This is a genomic window from Bacillus sp. Leaf49 (assembly GCF_001426125.1).
Taxonomy (GTDB): Bacteria; Bacillota; Bacilli; order Bacillales; family Bacillaceae; genus Bacillus; species Bacillus altitudinis.
Window position 1 is genome coordinate 1 of sequence record NZ_LMRK01000002.1, and the last position, 22,579, is coordinate 22,579.

The window sequence follows — 22,579 nt, forward strand, 5'->3', positions numbered from 1 at the left end:
TCACCCGGTACGCCTTGCGGCGAGAGGTCATATAACGAACCCATAATGTAAAAACGAGTATTTCACCCGGTACGCCTTGCGGCGAGAGGTCATATAACGAACCCATAATGTAAAAACGAGTATTGGCAATCGCTGTTCCGATAGGAAGCGTGCCTTGATCTGGATCAATGATCCCGCTTGTCGCCACGACCGTATTTTCTGTTGGGCCGTAGTTATTGACGAGTTTGTATGGAACGKGCTTCACCTGTTTCAGCTTGTCCCCGCCTGTCAGTAAGTAACGGAGAGAATGATTGTCCATCGACATAAACTGCTCACATAGCTGTGTTGGCAGGAACGCAATGGTGATGCCTTCGTCATTAAAATACGAATTGAGCTTGATCATATCGAGGCGAATCGCTTCGTCGATGATATGGAGCTCTGCGCCGGCCATCCACGTCGGGAACATCTCCCAAATGGAAGCATCAAAGCCAAAGCCGGCATATTTGGCGGTTCGGTCTTGTTTCGTCACCTGGAAAGCATCATTGTGCCAAAAAGCAAGATTGACAAGAGACTGGTGCTCGACCATGACACCCTTCGGCTGTCCAGTCGTTCCAGATGTGTAAATCATATAGGCGAGATCCGAGACTGGTGCTCGACCATGACACTTTGAAAGCATCATTGTGCCAAAAAGCAAGATTGACAAGAGACTGGTGCTCGACCATGACACCCTTCGGCTGTCCAGTCGTTCCAGATGTGTAAATCATATAAGCGAGATCCGTTGGTTTGATAGGAACCTGAATCTCGTGTGCTTCTCCTTCTACTGCCTCTTCTATGAAGAGGGTATGACCTGTGAATGAAGGTGGTGCAGTGAGCCCATTCTGAATCAGAAGGACCTTTGCCCCGCCATCTTCCAGCATGTAGGCAATGCGCTGCGCTGGATAATCGGCATCAATCGGCACAAATGCCGCACCTGCCTTGAGAACTCCGAGAACAACGGCTGTCATCTCGAGCGATGGACGTGTGAGAATGCCGATGCGGTCTCCCGGTTTTGTGCCGCTGGAAATAAGTCTTGCGGCGACTGTATTCGCCCGGTTGTTCAGTTCTTCATACGTCCAGCTTGTGCCGCAGAAGGATGCGGCTTTTTGATGAGGTACTTCTTGTGACTTTGCCTCAATCAATGCATGAACCGTTTGATCTGTCGGGACATTTAGATAAGGTCCGGACCATTCATCAAGCAGTTTTTGCTGCTGCGCTGGTGATAATAATTGCATCTGATCTAATAATTGATCTGGTGCTGACACCATTTGTTCGATCAAGTAAAGGAAATACTCCTTCCACTTCTCAATCGACGACCGTTCAAAGATAGAAGAATTATAATCAAACACAAGCTCGATTTGATCGTCAGATTCGTTTCCAGTTAAGGTCAAGTCAAATTTTGCTATGTTCTCATTGAACGGCTGTGGAATAATATCAAGTCCATCCATCGACAGGTTACGAATATCTGCATTTTCCATCGAGAACACCACATCAAAGATTGGATGACGGCTTGTGTCGCGAACCGTTTGTACTTGGTCCACCAATTCTTCAAATGGGTAAAGTTGATGTTCATTTGCCGCTAACACAAGCTCATGAACTGTTGACGCAAATTGAGAAAATGTCTGATGTCCTTCTGGTTTTGTTCTGAGTGCCAGCGTATTCACAAACATGCCGATGACTGATTGAATATCAGGATGAGTTCTGCCCACCACTGGAGAACCGATCATGATGTCTTCTTGTCTCGAAAGCTTGCTTAAAAGCGTACTGTAGCAAGCAAGCAGCACTGTATACGTTGTACCGTTGAGTGATCTAACCAGCTCATCCAATTGCGCTTTAAGCGCACCGTCTATAGAGAATTCGACGCGGCCCCCTTCAAACGTCTGAACCTTTGGTCTCGGGAGATCCTCAGGCAGCGCCAAAACAGGCAGTTCTCCTTTTAATTGTTCCAACCAAAACGCCGCTTCAGCCTCTTTTTGTGCAAGAAATTTTTCACTTGTTGACCAAACCGCATAATCCTTATATTGAATAGGCAATTCATCAAGTTCGTCTCCTCGATACAAGATCGATAGCTCATCAATTAAAATACCGACAGACGCACCATCTGAGATGATGTGATGCATATCAATCAACAAATAATGAACACTCTCCGATTCAGACACAAGCCCCACTCTAAGCAGCGGCGCTTTTTCTACATCAAATGGACGGATAAAATCATTCATTAATTGCTGAATGTCTCGGCCGTTCCCCTCGATGTTTTCAATGTTCACAGAGACATTCGTTTCAATTCGCTGAACAGGTTCACCCTGAACGAAGTCAAAGCTCGTACGGAATGCTTCATGACGATGAACAAGCTGGTCAATGGCTTTTTTAAATCGTTTTTCATCAAATACACCTTCAAGCTTTAAAGCAGCTGGCATATGATAGCTCTGCTCGGCATCTGTCATTTTTTGCAGAACAAACAATCTTTTCTGAGCAGATGTCACAGGATAAAAAGCCGCTTCTTCCGCTTTTTCCACTCGCCTGATTTCAGTTCGATCTGTTTGATCCACCGCAAGGGCAAACGCCTCTAAAGTGGGTGATTCAAATAATGTTTTCAAAGTACATTCCACATGCATCTCTTCATAGAGCCTGTTCAGCATTTTCATGCCGCGCAGTGAATGACCACCGCATTCAAAGAAATGATCATGTCTGCCGATTTTCGGCACTTCAAGAACTTCCTCCCAAATGTGTGCCAATATACGCTCTGTATCTGATTGAGGAGGGACGTATTCATTTGCCGCCTGCTCACTTACATCAGGTACCGGTAATGCTCGTCTATCTACCTTGCCATTCCCCGTTAGTGGCAGCTCGTCTAATTGCATGAAGAAAGCTGGCATCATATAAACGGGGAGTTCTCGTCCTGCTTGCTCACGTAAATCCGACAGCGGAACAGCACCTTCTGCTGTGAAATATGCACACAATGTATCATTTGATATCGCAATGACAACGGCTTCCTTCACTTGCGGATGCTGCAATAGCTGGTGTTCAATTTCGCCAAGCTCGATACGCTGACCTCGAATCTTGACTTGATGATCTATTCGCCCAATGAATTCAACATCTCCATTTGACAGCCATCGTGCGAGATCGCCCGTTTTGTACATGACTTCACCAGGTCGGAAAGGATTTCCAACAAACTTTTCGCTCGTTAACTCTGGTTGGTGATAATACCCCTTGACCAGTCCATCACCTGCAACACAAAGCTCTCCAGCAACTCCCGGCGGCTGCACATGTCCAAACTCATCGACAATATAAACAGCCGTTTGACTCACCGGCTTTCCGATCGGAATCGACAGTGCTTGTTCTTCAATGTGATTCACCGGATAATATGTTGTGAAAATCGTGCTTTCAGAAGGTCCATACATATGAATGAGTTTGTCTTCTCCAACCGTTTCAAGGGCTGCCACAACATGCGGCACAGAAGCACGTTCCCCGCCAAACAGCACTTTTCTGACGTTTTTCAGGCTGCCTTTTTTCATATCAATCAATAAGTGAAATAGAGCGGTCGTGATCATTAAAATACTGACTTTTTCCTTCTCAATCGCGCCAGAAAGCTCATTCATATTTAAAATGTGATCCTTTGGTAAAACAATGAGTTTCGCTCCGTTCAATAAAGCACCAAACACATCAAACATAAATGCATCAAATACATAGTTTGAAAGGCTCATCACCGTGTCTTCTTGATGAATGGTGAGATAATTCGACTGCTTCACTGTTCTCAAAATGTTCCGGTGCGTCACCATGTTCCCTTTAGGTTTGCCTGTCGTACCAGATGTGTAGGTCAAATTCGCCAAGTCCAAAGGCGAAACACATACAACTGGATTGCTCTCTGACTGCTGATCAACGGCTTGATCTTCTGTTTCTATGATTTTCCCTTCAAACGCAGTAAGCACAGAACGATGACGTAGCACCTGATGGGTCAGGACAAACTGTGCACCACTATCTGTCAAAAAGTGCTTGATGCGCTCATCAGGGAAGTCAGGATCGATTGGCACATAGACACCGCCAGCCTTTAGCACAGCTAAAACGGACAGCACCATCTCATTAGAACGTTCAAAGAATAAAGCCGCTTTCATCCCTTTTTCAAAACCATGTTCGTGTAAATAATGAGCCAGCTGGTTCACTCTGCGATTCAGCTCTTGATAAGAAAGAACCTCATCTTTACATTGCAAAGCAGGCTGATGACCATGCTGCTGTACTTGTGATTCAAATTGCGTCACAATGGTTTCTTCCGCAGGATAAGGCGTAGGTAACGGGTTCCACATCTTCAATTGAGCCGCTGCCTCTTGTTCAGACAGTAAGCGGTATGATTGAATCGCTTGCTCCGGCACTTCGACCATCTGCTCCAGAAGATAAACATAATGCTTGAGCATCTGCTCGGCAGTACTTCGTTTAAATAACGCCGTACTGTAATCGAGAACAAAAGAAAGACCATGACTTGACTCCGTCGCTTGAAGTGTGAGATCAAACTTCGCAATATGGAAATTGGTTTCCTCGACTTCGACTTTCATCTCTCCAATATGCTGGGCTGTTGAATGATCTGGCGTCAGAGTAAAGACCGTATCAAATAATGGATGGCGGCTAAAATCTCTTTGCACATTTAGCTTTTCAAGCAGCCGCTCGAATGGATATTGCTGATGCTCAAACGCCCTCATCGTCTTTTCCTTTACTTGCTCAATCAACTGTGTCATTGAACCGTTCGGATCTACCTCTGAACGTAAAGCAAGTGTTTGGACAAACATGCCGATCATGTCATTCAAATCTGCATGCACCCGGCCTGCTGTTGGCGTCCCCACCACAAACTCCTTTTGACCTGTGTATTTCGCAAGCAATGTATAGTAAGCAGAAAGCAACACGGTATACAGCGTCGTATGATGATTCGCTGCAAGCTCCTGCAAACGGCCTGTTAACGTCTCATCGATGTTCCTGAGAACGCGATCTCCAGCGAAAGACTGGACAGCCGGACGCTGATAATCAGTTAGCAGCTGCAAAGCAGGGATATCTCCTGAAAATTCTTTCAGCCAGAATGCTTCATCTATTTGACCGCCTTGCTCTGCCTGTTGTTCTTGCCAAACAGCATAATCTTGATATTGAAGCTTCAATGGCGCTTTCACTAATCCCTCATATGCGTCAGACAGCTCACGCAGCATTAAATCAATTGAAAGACCATCTGAAATCAGATGATGCATATCGAAATAGAGAAGATGCTCCTGATCATGTAAAGACTGTAGCCCAACACGCAAAAGCGGAGCCTGCTCAAGATAAAAAGGTCGGACAAATTGACGCATGTTCTCTTCCATCGTGCTGCCTGTCACCTGTTCTATTTGAAATGGAACGGATGAAGCTACCCGCTGACGAGGGACTCCTTTGACTGTATGAAAAGAAGTGCGCAGCATATCATGACGTGCGATCAGTTTTTCAAAAGCTCCCTCCAACTTCTCTCGTTGCAGCGTTCCTCTTAATTTCACAACGGCAGGCATATGATAGGCGATGCTCTGCTCCAGCTGAGTCACCATATAAACACGCTGCTGCGCTGGTGACAGTGGATAATCGGCGGCAGTCGGTGCTTTCGGTATGACCACTTGTGAAGACTTTTCCGCTTGTTCAATATAAACAGCAAGTGCTGCAATCGTTTGCTGTTCAAATAAAACAGATAAAGGGACCTCCACTTGAAAAGCCCGCTGAACGAGTGTAAGAACTTTCATCGCTTTGAGTGAATGCCCGCCTAGGTCAAAGAATGAGTCGTACACACCTATGCTCTCTTGATGAAGAACGTCTTCCCACAAACGAACAAGCTTCGTTTCTACATCGTTTCTAGGCGCTACATAAACAGCACTGACAGCCTTATCTCCTTTTAATGCAGCAAGCGCACGCCGGTCGACTTTCCCGCTAACTGTCAGTGGAAATGCATCAAGCTGCTTGAAATAAAGCGGCATCATATAAGCTGGCAGCTGATGTTTGATAGCGGCTTGCAGGGTGTCCACGGAAAGAAATTCTTGTCGTGCTTGATAGTAAGCACTTAAAGCCTTTCCACCGTCCGGTTCATCCACGACAAGGACGACAGCCTGATCGACTCCGTCTACCTGCTCCATGACTGCCTCAATTTCACCTATTTCGATGCGGTAACCTCTTATTTTTACTTGGTCATCTATTCTTCCAAGATAATCAATTGTGCCGTCTGGAAGCCATCTCACTACATCACCTGTGCGATACATCCGGTCTTCAGGAAAAAATGGATCTGGCCTGAATGCCTTCTCCGTCAATTCAGGCTGATTCACATAGCCCCGCCCAACTCCTATTCCCGCAATGCATAGTTCTCCCACAGCTCCCTGCACCTGTAGTTGTTCATGTTCATTTAAAATATAAATCCGATGATGACCCAGTGGCTTTCCAATTGACACATAGCGCTGTTCTGGTGACTTCTGCAGCTCACTGAGATCTAGACGGTGAACCGCCGCATCCACACACGTTTCTGTCGGACCATACACATTCCACAAGGCAAAATCGGGCTGGCTGACACGGACAGCTTCAATCAGCGCCTGCGCTGCTTTCGCAGGGAGTGCTTCTCCCCCAATTAGCATGTGAGTCAGTGCAAGCCCATCCAAATCCGCTGCAAGTAAAAGCTGCACATGTGCTGGCGTTCCATCTGTTGCTTTGATTTGATGTTCTTTGTAATAAGTCGCTAGCTGTACACCGTTTCGTGTCGTTTCTCTTGGCACAATATGAAGCGTATGTCCAAATAAAAGAGCAGCAAAGATTTGTTTAACAGATGCATCGAAATGGAATGGTGCAAGAAGCGCCACTTGAAGCTGATTTGCCCCCTCATACACTTCGTGATGCAGAGCATGAACCAAATGATGCAGCTGAAGATGCTCGATCATCACTCCCTTCGGCTTTCCAGTCGTACCCGATGTATAAATGAGATAAGCCAAATCCTGTGATGTCGTCTGATCGATCAGCTCAGGCAGCGGACGATCTTCTAATTCCATATGCTGCTGGACAATCATTTTTTCCGCAATGGATGAATATCGCTGAACAAACGATTCTTCTGTTAAAACGATAGAAGCACCAGAATCTTCTACAATAAATTGAATGCGTTCTTCAGGTAATGCCGGATCGATCGGTACATATGCACCGCCAGCTTTTAATATCCCAAAAATGGCAACCATCGCATCTGCCGTCCGTTCCATTAAAACGGCAACTGGTACATCACGCGAGACACCTTTCATCTGTAAAAACCGTGCCAGTTTGTCCGCTTTTTGATACAGCTCTCCATAAGTGAACGTTCCATTTTCCGCTACCACAGCTGCCCGTTCTGAATACTTTTTAGCTGCCTCATCAAATAAGTGGTGAACTGGTTTCGCTCCTGGTAAATCAAATGCTTCTCCCTTAGATAATTGAAGCAGCTGCTTTTGTTCATCTGCTGGCAGTAAAGAGAGAGCCCCAATCAGCTGATCTGGCTGAGAGACTGCCGCCTCCAGCAAAATCATCAATCGATCAAACAGCTTACTCATATCGTCTTCACTAAATAGATCTGTACGGTAATCCAAATCAATGGTCAATGTATCTGTATCCCAGCGGTCTTTCACATGAATCGATATATCATTCATTCCGCTTCCACTAAAAATCGGCTCCGTAATGAACGAAAGATTCTCTTTTTTCTGCCACTGCATGACCTGATACTCTAAAGAAATATCAAACAGGCGTCCTGTTAATCCATCTCTTTCCCTTAAATCATTCATGAGCACATTGTAAGGATATTTTTGATGACGCAAGATCTTCATCTGATCCGCCATGACCTTCTTCACGAAATCAAGAAACGTGAGGGATCCTTGCACAGATGCGCGCATCGGAATGGTCGACACAAACATCCCAATCATCTTTTTTTCCTTTGCATTTGTCCGATTGCCCATAAAAGTGCCAAGGACCACATCCTCCATGCCGCTAAATCGGTGCAAGTAAATATAGACAGCGGACATAAACATAGAAAGCATACTGACTTTCTCTTCTTCACAAAAAACTCGAAGCTTCTCCTTTAAAGCATCTGGAATATCCCCTGAAAATCTCTCCGCATGTAAACTCATCTCGTAACCTTTATGCGGTGTTAAAGAAGCGAAATCTGGAATATTGGCAAATTGCTCGTTCCAAAAAGCTTGGTCTTTCTGAAAACGTTTAGAAGATTCATACGTTTGCTCACTCATGATGTGATCAACGAAGGAAATGTCTTCAATTGTGGAGATGTCTGTCCCCTGCAGCATGTCATGGTATAGATCAATGATTCGGTTTCCCATCAAGATAATTGAAATACCATCAGCCACAATATGATGTGCTTTACAGAACAGCCAGCACTCTTGATCACTGATTTGAAAGACCGTAAATTCGATTAAGGAACGGTCAATCAGTTCCATCGGCTCACGAATCTCCTCGTTCGCCCACGCCCTGACTTCCTTTTCACTCCATCCTTTCACCAAACGAATCGGCTGTTTTTCATATGGCTTGATATATTGAACGGGCTCCTCCTGCTCATGTTGATACACCAGCCTTAAACGAAGAGAATCAGTTTCACGAATGTACGCTTGAAGCACATCAACGATCAAAGAAGGATTTAGACCTGATACCGATCTTAACTTGGCAAACCCACCCAAATTAGAAATACTTGTGCCTGGATAAAATCTTTCCGTGTAGAATACTCGCTTTTGCGCATGTGTTAAGGGGTAATAAACTGTACTCATTCTTATCCTCCGCTCTTCTATGTTTTCTCCACCAAATGTGATACCCTGCACCCTCTATATCAAAAGAACCAAGTCTATTTCATTAAAATAGACGGAATAACAGAAAAGGAGCCCACCCCGAATAAAACGGAGGGACTCCCATTTTGATTCGGTAACCTGCCGACCATAGTAAAAAAAGAAACTTTTACCTTAGGACATGGCTTTGCGTCTCTATGTTTCCATAGATTTGCCTTTTTCTTCTTTTCTTTTAGATATTTTCTATTTACGTCCACTTTATATGAAATTATTGTTTTTTTCACCGAAAAATGGGTGTAAAGATTCATGCGTTATGCCGAAGGGATCACATCATAATTTACGATATTTACCGAAAATAACTAATAATAGTTGCGTTCCACCGAAAATAAATGACCAATTACCGCAAAAATTTCATGTTTTTCCTTAAATTTTGCAAATATGACCGAAAATGTAGGAGAGAGGTCTCCTATCACGCCTCGCATTTTCTTAAATCTTAAGAACTATATTCCCTAAAACTTTGAATATTTTTACCATAAAAAACAATACAAAAAGAGCTGTCATTTCAAATGACAGCTCCTTGTTTCTTCATTATATTTACATCACCTTAGACAGACCAATCGTTTTCTCAATAATGAGCAACGCAATGATAGAAATGATAATAAATATGACAGATATCGCATTGACACTCGGATCAAAAGTTTGCTCAATGTAATTAAACGTCCTCACGGGAATCGTAATGGTTTGAGGTGAAGAAACGAACAAACTAATCGAGATTTCACCAAATGATGTCACTGCAGAAAACACGCCACCTGCGATAATGCCCGGCTTGATCAAGGGCAGTGTCACACGAAAGAAAGTACGTATGGGCCCTGCACCAAGATTCATGGAAGCTAGCTCAAGACGCGGATCAAGATTTGAAACACTGACACCCACGGTTCGTACCACATAAGGAAAACCAATGATGACATGCCCAATGACTAATGCCCACAAAGACCCTGTAAAACCCATAGCCGTAAACAAATACAGCATCGCAATCCCTAATACCACCTGAGGAATCATAAGAGGTGACAAAATAAAGGCTTGAACAGCTTCCTTTCCCTTAAAGGAAAGCCTTGCTAAAGCATAAGAAGCCATCGTTCCTAAAAGAACAGTAAGCGGCGTCACAATCAATAACAGAATCACGCTGATACGCAAAGATTCCATCCATTCTGGATTCGACACGACCTCATGAAACCAACGAACGGAAAATGAAGTCGGCGGGAATTCAGGAAAGGCATTCGGGCTAAAAGCAGAAAGAACAATGACAAGAACAGGTACGGTTAAAAAGAGATAAACGAGTGAGCCTGCGGTCCATATCAGAACCGAAAGCAAACGGTCACTTATTGATTTTTTACGCATGCATCCTCGCCTCCCATCGCTTCAATAGATAGCTTAATAGACTGACGACCGCTAGCACACAAATCAATAAAGTAAAAGACATCGCAGCGGCAAGAGGCAAATTATACACCTGCATGACCTGCTGATAAATGGACAGTGGCAAGAGCGGCTGCATCCGTCCGCCGACTAGCAGAGGAGTAATATAACTTCCTGCTGCAAGTGAGAAGACAATAATTGCTCCGGTGATCATGCCTGGAATCGTAAGCGGCAAGGTCACATGAAAAAATGTCCGTATACGCCCAGCACCAAGACTCATAGAAGCCGGTCTTAAGTGACGGTCCATATCAGTTAAGCTCGTTGCAATAGGCAGCACTGCAAAAGGCAGCATCACTTGAACATAAGCAATAATGACCGCATTCATATTCCACAGCATCGATAGCGGTTTCTCAATCAGATGTAAATCGATCAGCATGCCATTGATCAAGCCATTTTGCGAAAGAAGAACGATCCATGCAAATGTCCGAATGACGACACTCGTCAAAAGCGGCGATACAAGTAAGATATAGAAAAAAGCCCGCAATCTTGGATGAGGTGCTTTCACTAGCACATAAGCTGCAGGATATGCCATCAATAAACAAATCACCGTTGTCTGTAAGGCCACCCACACAGTACTTCCAATTGCTTTCACATATGCATCTGTCGTAAATACATGTAAATATTGAGACAAACTATAGGATTGTAACGTATTCATCATCGAATCCACATCACGAAAACTGAGGACAAACATCATCACAAGCGGAGCAAGAAGGAATACAACTAGAAACAAACAAGCTGGCAGCAGCATAAACCAATGAAAGCGCTGATTCTTTTTTTTGATTCGCATCACGCATGCACCTTCGAATCTAAGAAAACAATATCTTCAGGCTGCCAATGAATATGCACAGTTTCTCCAACTTGAGGCAGCTCGGGAAATGCTGCGTCTGATGCATGGACAATGATTTCACCTTGATCAAGCCCAACGACCAAACGTAAAGAGTGCCCAATATAACTGACATCTACCAACATTCCTGTGACATGATTTGGCTGAACTTCCTCCCCGCCAGAAGATAACTTGATTCTCTCAGGACGCAGCATGAGTAAATGCTTCTCGCTCTTCTCTTTAAATGCGGCAGCTTTTAGCTGAACTTGCTTCCCATTTGATTGAGTGAAATGTGGAACAGTGTATGTGGAAGTAACTTCATCATACTCCGCTTCAAATAGATTGACCTGTCCGATAAATTCAGCAACAAAACGATTATTTGGCTGACGATATACTTCTAAAGGTGTCCCAATCTGCTGAATTTTCCCCTCACCTAATATCCCAATTCGGTCGGAAAGGCTTAAGGCTTCCTCCTGATCATGCGTCACAAGAATAGTCGTAATTCCGACATTCCGTTGAATATTTCGCAGCTCCGTCTGCATATTTTTTCTTAGCTTTGCATCTAGGTTACTGAGTGGTTCATCCAGAAGGAGAACAGCCGGCTGGATAGCAAGTGCCCGTGCAATTGCGACCCGTTGCTGCTGACCACCACTTAATTGGTGCGGCATACGTTTGGCAAATGACTCTAATTGAACAAGAGACAAGCTTTCCATCACCTTTTGCTTGATTTCCGCCTTCTTTTTCTTTTGAACCTTCAGCCCATATGCAACATTATCAAATACGGTGAGATGTGGGAAAAGTGCATAACTTTGAAAGACCATCCCCGTTTTCCTTTGATAAGGAGGTAAAGTCGTCACATCCTGATCACCAATATAGACGACTCCTTTTGTCGGTTCTAAAAAGCCGCCAATGATATTGAGTAAAGTTGATTTTCCGCAGCCACTAGGGCCAAGAAGGGAGAAGAACTCTCCCTCTTTTACCGTAAGACTGACATCATCAAGAGCAATTTGTTCGCCGAAATGCTGGCTGATATGTTCTAAATTGATTCCACTCATGCGATCACCTATTTTCCTCCGCCTAATACTTCATTCCATCGATTTGTCCATTGACCAAGCTCTGAAGTCGCTGTTTCGTAATCTACCCAAGTCAGCTTGCTATAATAATTTTCGCCAACTTTCACTTTCCCTTTAATTTTGTCTCCGTATTTCACATCAGAATTCGACATGCCATAGTAAGATTTTTCTGAGAAGGCTTCTTGAGCTTCTTTCCCGCTAAGGTAGTTTAATAGCTTATAAGCCGCTTCCTCATGCTGACTTCCCTTTGTTAACGCCCAGCTCGCAACTGCTGCCACAGCGCCTTCTTTCGGATATGAGAATCCAATATCCATCCCTTCTTCTTCAAGTGCAAATGCTCGGCCATCCCAATATGGAACTGCCGTCACGTCACCACGTTCTAACAGCGTTTGAATAGACCCTGGGTTATCAGGAAAAGCAGCTACACGCCCTTTTAATTGTGCGAGGCTTTTAAATGCTTTATCAATATCCTTAGGATTTGATTCTGTCCCTCCTTGAGCATGGACAAGTGCAGAGAAAAATTGTAAGCCCGCTGAATAAGTTGGGGAAGAAATCGCCACTTTCCCTTTCAGCTGATCGCTCCATAAATCTGTCCAGCTGTTTGGCTCCTGTTTGACAAGATCTTTTCTATAAGCAATTCCAAGCTGTCCCATACTAAAGCCTGCTGCATATTGTTTCCCATCAACAGTGAGTTTCTTTTGAACAGAACGATAAAGCTTTTTCACATTTGGCGCTTGATCTTCATCAATAGGCGCAAGAACGTTTGCCGCAATACCTCTTTGAATCGTATCAGGCTGTAAAATAAGCAAATCATACGGTGGATTTTTACCATTAGATGCTTTTAATTTTGTAAACCATTCAGAATCTGCCCCAGAGACCGTTTGTACTTTAATGCCTGTATCCTTTTCAAACTTTTCGAGGATTGGCTTAATATTCTTTTCCCAATCCCCTCCGTAGACACCAACGATCACAGTCTGCTGCTGTTTACTTTGGTCCTGCCCATTTCCACCGCATGCAGACAGCAGTAACATGACGGATAGGACACCTGCAAATATGGCGATTACTCTTCTTTTCATGATTCATTTCCCCCTTTTTGTTGATTCAAGTGATGAAGTGCTTGAATAATATCCATCTTTGTTAACGGTTCCTGTCTATGACCAAAATGAGAATGAACCGCATGTTTATAGTGCGTACGCTCATTTGCTGGGTATGAACGAAGCTGCACAGCAAGCTCACTGCTGGCTTCGTCCGTCCACACTTTCTCATAAGCTGCTCTTTGCTCTCCAAAATCCCAAGCGACAGCATCAGCATCATTCATCTTTTCACGAAGCCTGCTCGTCTGTTCGTCATCAATTTTCCATTCATTATGGTCTCGATAGACTTTGACGCCATATTGCTGAAGTGCTCTTTCTTCACTTAATAGCCCTGCTTCCACTTCATGAAGGACTTTTTCTTTCGTTCTAGCAAATGGATTCCCCCATCCTCCTCCACTTGGTGAAATCAATTGAACAATATCGCCTTTTTCAAGACGCATAACATCAATTTTCGGCTGGTTTTGTGTCTCCCCATTTGGTTTGGTCAATTTCACCTCACCAATTGCTCCTGCTCGGCCGCCCATTAACCCCCAAGGTTGAAACTTCATTCGTTCCATTCCTCGTGCCGTCACCATCGATTCTGGCTTGATCATTTCAAATTCCAAGCCAATCGCATGTCCCCCTCTATGTTCCCCTGCTCCACCTGTGTTCGGCAGCAGTTCATATCGGTGTACATGAATATCAATATGCTGTTCCAAGCTCTCAATGGGTGTATTTTTTAAAAAGCCTGACGAATGATCAATTCCATCGACTCCATCAGTCCCTTTTTGAGCACCGCCGCCTCCGCCTAACGGTTCGACCACAGACATTTTTCTGCCTCCTGTTTGATCATCAGGAACAGAGAGAACGACGATAGCGGATTGACCTGCACCTGCCGCCGGCACTGCTTCAGGCAACAGCTTACCAATAGCACCTAGCACGACATTATACAGTCTCATTGTAATGGAATGCCGAATACCGACAGAAGCCGGATATTCTGGATGGACAAGCGTTCCTTTAGGTGAAATCACGTCTATCGGATACGTAATCCCACCATTAATCGGAATAAAAGGATCTTTACTAATGATGTAATTAATCAACCCTTGATATAAGAAGGAGTGCTTTTGACCATTGGTGACAAGATTAAAAGCTGTCTTAACTTGCGGGTCACACTCAGAGAAGTCCAGTGTCAGCTGTTTCCCTTTGACCGTCAGCTTGATCTTTAATCGGATCGGCACGTCCGAAATCATATCATCATCCAAGTAATCAGCGAATTCACTCGTTCCATCAGGGATGGCTTCAATTACTTTTCCGGCGCGATCCTCTGCTTGCTTCAGCAGATCAATCATTCCTTGCTTCACTTCGTTTTTTCCAAATTTCTCGATCATTTCTTTTAGTCTGATTTCTGCTGTATTAACAGCGGCAATCATCGCATTAATATCGCCATCATTTAAATGACTCGCCCGGCTATTAGCTCTTAAAAAGGTACGAACAACCTGATTCTCTTTTCCACCTTCATAGATTTTCACTGGCGGAATTCTTAATCCTTCTTGATGAACATCCGTGGCAGTTGGAGAAATGCTTGAAGGGACAAGACCTCCCACATCACTTACATGAACAAAAGACCAGGCATAGCTGACAATTTCATCTTCTATAAAAATGGGTTTGATGATATGGACATCTGGCAAATGAGTCGCTAAACCGTCTGTCGTATAAGGATCATTTGTGATGATAATGTCACCCGGCTGCATCGGTCCGCTTTCTTCAATCGCTTTTCTGAGACTCAGCCCTAAAAAGATCGTGACACCGACTGTTTTTGGGTAAACAAAGAAATCTCCAGAAGGCGTGGCTAATGCTGTGGCAAAATCCGCCGATTCTTTTACGAATGTTGTAAAGGATGTCCGCTCAATGACATGTCCCATGCCTGATGCAATCGCATTAAAATAACTCCTCATCATCTCAAGCTTTGCTGGATCAGTTCCCATGTAAAGCCGCCTCCCTTGAAATCACCAAGTTTCCTGAATGGTCTATGCTGCCTGCCCAGTTTGGCAGAATCAATGTTGTCGTATCATCTTGCTCAATGATGGCAGGTCCATTCACAACAGCACCTAATGACAAAGTACTTCGATTGTAAACAGATGCTTCGTACTCTTTTTCTTCTATAAAGATTCGTCTGTATGATTGTGGTATTAAAGGCTGTCCGCTGCTTTCATCAACAGAAGAGAAAGGCAGTGGAGGCGTTTCACCTATAACCCGAACTCGCAAATGAGTAAATTCAATGTTCGCCTGATCATCTCTATGGCCATATTGACGCTCATGCAGGCTGTGGAAAGCTTCAATCAGATGATAGACGTCTTGTTCCTGCTTTAGCCAATCCACCGATAATGGCAATTCAATCTCAAATGCCTGTCCTTGATAGCGGGCATCTGCTAATAACAAAATGGACGTTTGTTTGATATGTTGAATGTTTTGCTGGCTGAACCAATCCGTTGCTTTGCGAGAAAGCATTTCATAATCTTGTTTTAATTCGTCCATCGTATAGTCTTGTAAGCATATTTTCTTAGACAACACAGCATCATGGATAAAATCGGCTGTAAGTGCACCTAGCGCACATAATGTCCCTGGACTTGGAGGGACGACCACATTTTTCGCATGAATTTCTCTCGCAAGGAAATTCGCGACAACAGGCCCTGCCCCGCCAAATGCTAGCAAACTAAAATCTCTAGGATCAAACCCTTGCTGCTCCATGACATTGCTTAGTTCTGTGTACATATTGGCAACAGCCACTTGAATCAACTGGTCAGCAGCCTGTTCGACCGTTTTATGAAGCTGATCAGCAATTGGCTGAAAGGCTATTTCCGCTGCAGACCGCTGCAATTGTAAATGTCCTCCGGCAAACCGATCTTGATTGAGGTAACCGCATATGAGAAATGCATCGGTTAAAGCAGCTTTTTTTCCCTTTCCATACGAAGCAGGCCCAGGCTGCGAGCCAACTGATTCCGGTCCTGCTTTAAGAAGCCCGCCTTGATCAAGCCATGCAACAGAACCTCCGCCAGCCCCTATCGAATACATTGCAACAGATGGAAGAATGATCGGAAATCCTGAAAGCTGATTCGACTGAGCCATTGTAGGCTGCCCATTTTGAATGATCGAGATATCTGCACTTGTGCCACCAACATCAAACGTAATTAAATTGGGTTCATTTGCAGATGTTGCAATTCTTGCCGCACCAATTACACCAGCTGCCGGGCCAGAAAAAAGTGTTTTAACGGGTGAAGTGGCTGCACTTTCTGCATCCATTAAACCACCATTTGATTGGGTAATGTATGGAGAAATTGGTACACCTTCTTCTTTCAAGCGGTTTTTCAACGTTTGTAAATATTGTTTCACCTTTGGTTGAATGTACAAATTGACAACAGACATCACTGTCCGCTCATATTCCCTCATTTGTGGCCATAATTCTGATGATGTCAGGACTTCTAACTGTGGGTAATGGTGATGAATATAGGCTTTAGCTTGTAATTCATGAACTGGATTCTGATAACTATGTAAAAAAGAAATGACAATGCCTGCTAGTTTTTTAGACATGACCCGCTGGACAGCATCATCTAATTGCTGCAGTTGGAGAGGTTTTTTGATCGAACCATCGTGTATGAGCCTTTCAGAGATTGGATATACATGTTTTCGTGGTATCAATGGTTCTGGCAATTGAGAATTGAAGTCATAAGGGATGGGTAGACGTAAACGCTGTAATGACAAAATGTCTTGAAAACCTTCCGTTACAAAAAGGGCTAAATCTGCTCCCTTTCTCTGCAATAATGTATTAAGACCGATTGTCATGCCGTGTACGAGATATTGGATTTTGGATAAATCGACACCTCTTTCTTTTAGAAGTTTTAGCCCATTGATAATTCCTTGAGCTGGGTCATCTGTCACTGTAGGTGTCTTGAGTTCAGTCAGCTCCCCTGTTGCTTCATTCATCAGCGATAAATCAGTAAATGTTCCACCTATGTCTATTCCGAGCCGATAAGAGACATCCGCCATTTGTACTTCCCTCCTGTCATGTAAATGGAATCATATTTTGATAAATTACGACATTTTTTGATATTTGACTCCATATTATTAAAGCATATCGGTCTAGTCAATTTTATTTTTTTGAAATTTCTGTGTGTTAAAATCTTGAAATTAGCCTAAAAACCTGTGATAAAGCCATTTTACATAAGCAGAATTGTAATATGAGCAGCAAAATTAAAATTTTTGTGATTTTTGTTCAAATAGGAAAAGAGCATAATCAGGTAAAAAACGTTTTTCGAACTTTAAAAGACGTTTTTTCAAAACGAGGAGAAATTGGTAAGTAATTCTGCTATACTTCTGTTTACAAAATACGCTAAAGAGAAAGAGAGCTAGCATCTATGAAACTTCTTAAAACCATTCTCTTGCTTTTATTGATTGTCATTGGTGTAGCAACAGGCTATGTCCAACTAGAGCAAAATAAACAAGAGACGACAAACTCTTCTTATGACAAAACCATTCACTTTCCATCAGATCGATATCCAGAAACCGCAAAACACATAGAAGAAGCTATTGACGAAGGACATTCTTCCATTTGCACCATTGATCGAAAAAATAGTGATGAGCAAAGAGACAAATCACTTCATGGCATTCCAACAAAGCGTGGTTATGATCGTGATGAATGGCCAATGGCGATGTGTAAAGAAGGTGGAGCAGGGGCTTCTGTCAAATATGTACGTCCTTCGGATAATAGGGGGGCAGGCTCTTGGGTAAGTCATCAATTATCAGATGATCCTGATGGCACAAGAATCCAATTTATTATCGAGTAGCACGATCTTTCCTTTTTTCACAACAAAAATTTCTGTGTAAGTGCACTCACGTATATCAAACATTTTTTTCATGCCGATAATCCTTAAGGAGGGATACCCTACCTTATACCTAAAGGAGTAAAAAGCATGAAGAAAAAAGGAAAACTGAGGCTTGGCGCCAAAATAATGCTGATCTTTTTAAGTGTCCTCATCGTATTTTCAGCAGTGGTTGGTTATGTAGTGAACCGCGAAATGACAGAGAACATTAAGCAAATGGCCACCGAAAAAGCAAAAGGCGATCTAAAGCTAGGATACGCTTACCTAACTGAAAAGGTTGCTGGCTCGTGGCAGATAAAAGATGGCAAGCTTTACAAAGGAAATACTCAAATCAATAACCATGACACATTGGTTGATCAATTAGCCGAATATACTGGTGATACAATCACGATCTTCCAAGGAAATACCCGTGTTGCCACAAATGTCATGTTAAACGGGAAACGAGCTGTAGGAACCGAAGTCTCACCTGAAGTAAAGGCCGCTGTTTTGGATAAAGGCGAGAATTATTACGGAACAGCCAATGTTGCCGGGAAAGACTACCAAACGGCTTATATGCCCATCAAAAATGATACAGGGGAAACGATTGGTATTTTCTATACCGGTGCAAATCAAAGCATGATTTCACAAATGCTTCAGTCTTTCTTTATTCAATTTGTCACGGTTCTACTGTTAAGTTTAATTGTTTCTGTTATCATTATTTCTATTTTCACAAAGCGGATTCAGACACGTCTCAAACATATGGCATCTGCTATTAAGAGTGCGGGCGAAGGAAATTTAACCATCAACGTGACAGATCACACAGGCGATGAACTTTCTGAGCTGGCAGGTCACTTTAATAAGATGCGTGAGAAATTAAATCAAACCATTTTAAATGTGATCAAAACATCTGAATTAGTAGCCACCTCTTCTGAGGAGCTGTCAGCTAGCGCAGAAGAAACGAGTGCAGCATCAGAAAAAATTACCCATACCATTCAAGAAGTCGCTCAATCGTCTGAACAGCAATCGTCCCAAATGACAGCTAGTGAGCACACGATGAGACAAGTATCTAACGAGCTGGTAAACATCACTGAAAATGCGGGACAAATGGCAACAAGAAGCCAGTCCGCACAAGAAATGGCCCAAAAAGGTGTACAAAATATCGGTGAAGTCAATTCACAAATGACATCTATTGCAAAATCAATTGAAGAGAACGGCACAGCAATTCAAGCGCTAGAAACACGTTCAGCCGAGATTGATCAAATTTCCAAAGTGATTACAGATATCGCTAACCAAACAAATCTACTTGCTCTTAATGCGGCCATTGAGGCAGCACGCGCAGGTGAACATGGAAAAGGTTTTGCCGTTGTGGCAGACGAAGTGAGGAAGCTCGCAGAAGAATCGCAAACATCATCCAACATGATTTCACATCTCATTTCCGAAATACAAAAAGAGATGAATCATTCGACGAGTGCCATTAAACGAGTACGAGAGGAAGCGGCTCAAGGGGCTGTTCTTATTTCTCATACAGAGGATTCATTTATTGACATTCAGCAGTCAATGAAGGAAATGGCAGATGGCATTAAACATTTATCAGATGCATCCCAAAAAATCGCAGCTTATACAAATGATGCGAAGCAAACCTTTGCCTCTATCACAGAAGGCGTTAAACTGACGAGTGAACATTCACAACAAGTAGCAGGTTTAACAGAAGAACAATTCGCAGCAATGGAAGAAGTAACAGCTTCATCAGAGGCTCTCGCCCATTTAGCAGGAGACCTAAAAGAAATGGTTTCGCAATTTCACATCTAGATCCCTCAAACAGTAGCGCAAGACGGCGACAATCGTCTTGCTGCCTAACATTCTCTTCAATTATCATACTTTCAAACATTCACTTTTCAACATGATCGCCAGCTGGACAAATTTTATGAATAAAGGAGTTATCTATTATGAATGATTTAAATCAAACGTATCCCCTATCTATCTCCTATCACCAAATCACCGTATACACTGGAAGCACGACACCACCTGTGATTGATTGGACAGATGACGATATTCTTCAAGGATTCGCAACCGGGGATCGAGGTATTTCTTTTGAAGGCATCAATAACGGAAAGGCTTCTATTATCGTGACATTAAACAGCCATGAGCCTCCATCATCCGTTGATAGAGTCATCACAGTGCCATTTACTCATTCAAGTGATCATGTTTATCTGACAAGCGTCATGGCACAGGTACTGTCTTTCTCCATTCCAAAAGGAGACTATCAGCTCACCTGCTATATATCTGAGCACCCTGATCAAGATCTCTATTATTTTGATTTTCAGACTGCTTAGATCACGCCTGGTCGTACTGTTCAAGCCATTTTTCCGCAAAATCGACCGATTCTCTCATCGGCAATAAATACGAATTGGCTATCCCGATTTGACTGTGGTTATAACTACATCCTGATTGTAAGAAATCACGACCAATCTGTTCAAATAGTTCTTCTCTTGTGATGATATCTTGATACTCTTTCCACACCCTCCAACCATTCTCTAAAATGGGGGCCCCTCGTGTCATGAGGTCTTGCTGTGAGATTCGATATTCAGCTAAGTGAAAAGCTGTCACACTCTCGAATGACGTGCCAATTAGCAGCACTTTTGCATCAAGATCGTACATACGTCCAAGAGGTGAATTTTCTCCTAAACCATAAGGAAGCGCATGGTGTTTCAACACTTCATCTTTCCTTTTCCCCCAGGCGGTGAATGAGAAATGAGGATGATTGCTTCTTTCTACGCCTGGGTATTTCCAAAAGGTCTCCGCTACCTTTCCCATTGCTGTTGGAGCTGTGTAAGCCGGATCAAATGCAGGCATCGTGTCTTTGATCGGTTTCCACCAAGAATAAGGAACAGGCGGATTGATCCAATCAGCAGGATCCGACAGCTCTAATGTTTGTGCCGGCATAATCAGTGTTCCTTCATCTGTTAAAATATCCATCATAGCTTGTATAACGGCTATAGCTCCTCCATTCACCCAGCCAATAGATGACAAGGATGAGTGGACACATAAGATCATGCCCTTCCTTACACCAAGTTGAACCAAATCCGCTTTGATTCTTTCCTTTGTGATGGGTTCAGCCTGATGTTCAATTAATCTTTTCATCGGTTATTTCCTCCTGCGTCTCATCTATTCTTGATGAGTGAGACGTTTCACAGCGATAGACAATTTATAATTTGCATGCTTTGTTAGCTCCGTTAAAAATTGATCAAGCTCATCATGACTGGAGAAATGTCCTTCAGCCATATAACAGCCCTCTCCACTTATTTTAAACAGGTTTTTGATTTCTTCCTTTTGATGGAGAAACGATAAAAGCGGTTCATGATCATGACTTCGGGTAAAGAGCTGTAAAAATGTTTGGATGTTCTGCTGTGTCCGCCAGTTAATTGAAATGGTATAGGCTTCAATAACCCCCTCTTCTTCAAGCTTTAAAACTCTATTTTTAGCAGCTTGACCAGTTAAATGGACTTTTTCACCAAGTGCTTTCATCGTCAATCGGCTATTCTTTGAGAGTTCTTTTAATATATCCATATCTGTTTTGTCTAGCATTGGCTCACCTCTTTCAAAAATCAAGTCGTTCCGCTGAAAGACTTTCATGATCCTCTGTCACATGAAGCTCTTTTAATATACTGTAAACTTAATGAGAAAAAAAGGAGGCCTTCTAATGAAAATAACACTCATTCGTAATGCTACTTTATACCTTCAATATGGTCCGTCAACATTTTTAATCGATCCCTTTTTAGCAGCAAAAGGAACCTATCCACCGTTCCCGCATACTGCCAATCAACATGTAAACAATCCAATTGTGGATCTGCCTGCAAACATTGATTTGGACAAGATATTACAGCCGGATGCTGTCCTGCTCACTCATTTACATGTAGATCACTTTGACGACGAGGCAAAAAAGAGGTTAGCGCAAACTTTGCCGATCTATACTCAATCAGAGAAAGATCGCACGATAGTGAAAGAAGCTGGATTTCAGCATGTTACATGCATTGAAGATGAAATGGATGTTTGCGGTGTTCATATGAAACGAACTGGCGGGCAGCACGGGACAGGAGAAACTGCTAAACGGATGGGACAAGTGAGCGGTTTTGTTTTCTCTCATCCTGATGAGCCTACTCTTTATATTGCAGGAGATACCATTTGGTGTGATGAGCCGAAAGAGGTTGTGAATACATGCCAGCCAGATATTATTGTGGTCAATAGTGGGGCTGCCCAATTTTTAGAGGGAGACCCAATTACGATGACAAAGGAAGAGATTGTAGACATTCACCATACTCAACCACAAGCTCAAATCATCGCCTGTCACCTTGAAGCCGTGAATCATTGTTTATTAACAAGAGCGGCATTAACATCTTACATTCAAGAGAATCATGCAGATCAGGCCATTTTTGTCCCTCAAGATGGTGAGACGCTGACCTTTTAACATATAAACAATAAAAAC

12 protein-coding genes, 1 pseudogene and 1 riboswitch are annotated in these 22,579 nt (G+C 43.1%); of the genes and pseudogenes, 4 read left to right on the plus strand and 9 right to left on the minus strand.

Going from position 1 to position 22,579, the window contains the following annotated elements:
- The 7 genes and pseudogenes from ASG46_RS02730 to ASG46_RS02760 form a co-directional block, all read right to left on the minus strand.
- Positions 1 to 8,783, minus strand: a pseudogene (locus ASG46_RS02730) (amino acid adenylation domain-containing protein); the annotation flags it as partial.
- 147 nt (positions 8,784 to 8,930) lie between these two features.
- Positions 8,931 to 9,024: riboswitch (cyclic di-GMP riboswitch) on the minus strand.
- A 368-nt stretch (positions 9,025 to 9,392) separates the two neighbouring features.
- Positions 9,393 to 10,196, minus strand: a complete 804-nt coding sequence (locus ASG46_RS02735; protein ID WP_008347828.1) for an ABC transporter permease — start codon at positions 10,194 to 10,196, stop codon at positions 9,393 to 9,395.
- A complete protein-coding gene (locus ASG46_RS02740) occupies positions 10,189 to 11,058 on the minus strand; it encodes an ABC transporter permease (protein WP_008347830.1) in 870 nt (289 codons plus the stop codon). The genes ASG46_RS02735 and ASG46_RS02740 overlap by 8 nt, the downstream gene beginning before the upstream one ends.
- Positions 11,058 to 12,149, minus strand: a complete 1,092-nt coding sequence (locus ASG46_RS02745; RefSeq protein WP_056702987.1) for an ABC transporter ATP-binding protein — start codon at positions 12,147 to 12,149, stop codon at positions 11,058 to 11,060. The genes ASG46_RS02740 and ASG46_RS02745 overlap by 1 nt, the downstream gene beginning before the upstream one ends.
- 8 nt (positions 12,150 to 12,157) lie before the next feature.
- Positions 12,158 to 13,243 carry an ABC transporter substrate-binding protein gene (locus ASG46_RS02750; RefSeq protein ID WP_017358546.1) on the minus strand — a complete coding sequence of 362 codons (1,086 nt, stop codon included), beginning with the start codon at positions 13,241 to 13,243 and terminating at the stop codon, positions 12,158 to 12,160.
- Positions 13,240 to 15,225 (minus strand): hydantoinase B/oxoprolinase family protein, encoded by a 1,986-nt coding sequence (locus ASG46_RS02755; RefSeq protein ID WP_056702990.1) that lies wholly within the window; start codon positions 15,223 to 15,225, stop codon positions 13,240 to 13,242. The genes ASG46_RS02750 and ASG46_RS02755 overlap by 4 nt, the downstream gene beginning before the upstream one ends.
- Complete coding sequence (locus ASG46_RS02760; protein ID WP_056702995.1) at positions 15,215 to 17,284, minus strand: hydantoinase/oxoprolinase family protein; 2,070 nt, start codon at positions 17,282 to 17,284, stop codon at positions 15,215 to 15,217. Before ASG46_RS02760 ends, ASG46_RS02755 begins: the two co-directional genes overlap by 11 nt.
- 368 nt (positions 17,285 to 17,652) lie before the next feature.
- Between ASG46_RS02760 and ASG46_RS02765 the strand changes: the two genes are divergently transcribed.
- The 3 genes from ASG46_RS02765 to comJ all read left to right on the plus strand — a co-directional run bounded on the left by ASG46_RS02765 (position 17,653) and on the right by comJ (position 20,429).
- A complete protein-coding gene (locus ASG46_RS02765) occupies positions 17,653 to 18,081 on the plus strand; it encodes a NucA/NucB deoxyribonuclease domain-containing protein (RefSeq protein WP_056702998.1) in 429 nt (142 codons plus the stop codon).
- Between the two features lie 126 nt (positions 18,082 to 18,207).
- Positions 18,208 to 19,905 (plus strand): methyl-accepting chemotaxis protein, encoded by a 1,698-nt coding sequence (locus ASG46_RS02770; RefSeq protein ID WP_056703001.1) that lies wholly within the window; start codon positions 18,208 to 18,210, stop codon positions 19,903 to 19,905.
- Positions 19,906 to 20,042: 137 nt separating this feature from the next.
- Positions 20,043 to 20,429, plus strand: a complete 387-nt coding sequence (gene comJ / locus ASG46_RS02775) for a competence protein ComJ (protein ID WP_039166300.1) — start codon at positions 20,043 to 20,045, stop codon at positions 20,427 to 20,429.
- A gap of 1 nt (position 20,430) precedes the next feature.
- On the opposite strand, the gene ASG46_RS02780 is transcribed toward comJ, so the two are convergent.
- Both ASG46_RS02780 and ASG46_RS02785 read right to left on the minus strand, forming a co-directional pair.
- On the minus strand, positions 20,431 to 21,237 hold the full coding sequence (locus ASG46_RS02780) for an aminoglycoside N(3)-acetyltransferase (protein WP_056703004.1): 807 nt from the start codon (positions 21,235 to 21,237) through the stop codon (positions 20,431 to 20,433).
- A 24-nt stretch (positions 21,238 to 21,261) separates the two neighbouring features.
- On the minus strand, positions 21,262 to 21,681 hold the full coding sequence (locus ASG46_RS02785; protein ID WP_024718958.1) for an Lrp/AsnC family transcriptional regulator: 420 nt from the start codon (positions 21,679 to 21,681) through the stop codon (positions 21,262 to 21,264).
- A gap of 115 nt (positions 21,682 to 21,796) precedes the next feature.
- Here ASG46_RS02785 and ASG46_RS02790 point away from each other — a divergent pair, with 115 nt between their 5' ends.
- Positions 21,797 to 22,561, plus strand: coding sequence for an MBL fold metallo-hydrolase (locus tag ASG46_RS02790; protein WP_056703006.1), 765 nt, complete (start codon positions 21,797 to 21,799; stop codon positions 22,559 to 22,561).
- Positions 22,562 to 22,579 lie beyond the last annotated feature (18 nt).

Bases quoted from the DNA above. Each gene is read 5' to 3' on its own strand.
- ASG46_RS02760 (WP_056702995.1), bottom strand. From the start codon at position 17,284: ATGGCGGATGTCTCTTATCGGCTCGGAATAGACATAGGTGGAACATTT.
- ASG46_RS02780 (WP_056703004.1), bottom strand. From the start codon at position 21,237: ATGAAAAGATTAATTGAACATCAGGCTGAACCCATCACAAAGGAAAGA.
- ASG46_RS02765 (WP_056702998.1), top strand. From the start codon at position 17,653: ATGAAACTTCTTAAAACCATTCTCTTGCTTTTATTGATTGTCATTGGT.
- ASG46_RS02790 (WP_056703006.1), top strand. From the start codon at position 21,797: ATGAAAATAACACTCATTCGTAATGCTACTTTATACCTTCAATATGGT.
- ASG46_RS02735 (WP_008347828.1), bottom strand. From the start codon at position 10,196: ATGCGTAAAAAATCAATAAGTGACCGTTTGCTTTCGGTTCTGATATGG.
- comJ (WP_039166300.1), top strand. From the start codon at position 20,043: ATGAATGATTTAAATCAAACGTATCCCCTATCTATCTCCTATCACCAA.
- ASG46_RS02745 (WP_056702987.1), bottom strand. From the start codon at position 12,149: ATGAGTGGAATCAATTTAGAACATATCAGCCAGCATTTCGGCGAACAA.
- ASG46_RS02750 (WP_017358546.1), bottom strand. From the start codon at position 13,243: ATGAAAAGAAGAGTAATCGCCATATTTGCAGGTGTCCTATCCGTCATG.
- ASG46_RS02785 (WP_024718958.1), bottom strand. From the start codon at position 21,681: ATGCTAGACAAAACAGATATGGATATATTAAAAGAACTCTCAAAGAAT.
- ASG46_RS02770 (WP_056703001.1), top strand. From the start codon at position 18,208: ATGAAGAAAAAAGGAAAACTGAGGCTTGGCGCCAAAATAATGCTGATC.
- ASG46_RS02755 (WP_056702990.1), bottom strand. From the start codon at position 15,225: ATGGGAACTGATCCAGCAAAGCTTGAGATGATGAGGAGTTATTTTAAT.
- ASG46_RS02740 (WP_008347830.1), bottom strand. From the start codon at position 11,058: ATGCGAATCAAAAAAAAGAATCAGCGCTTTCATTGGTTTATGCTGCTG.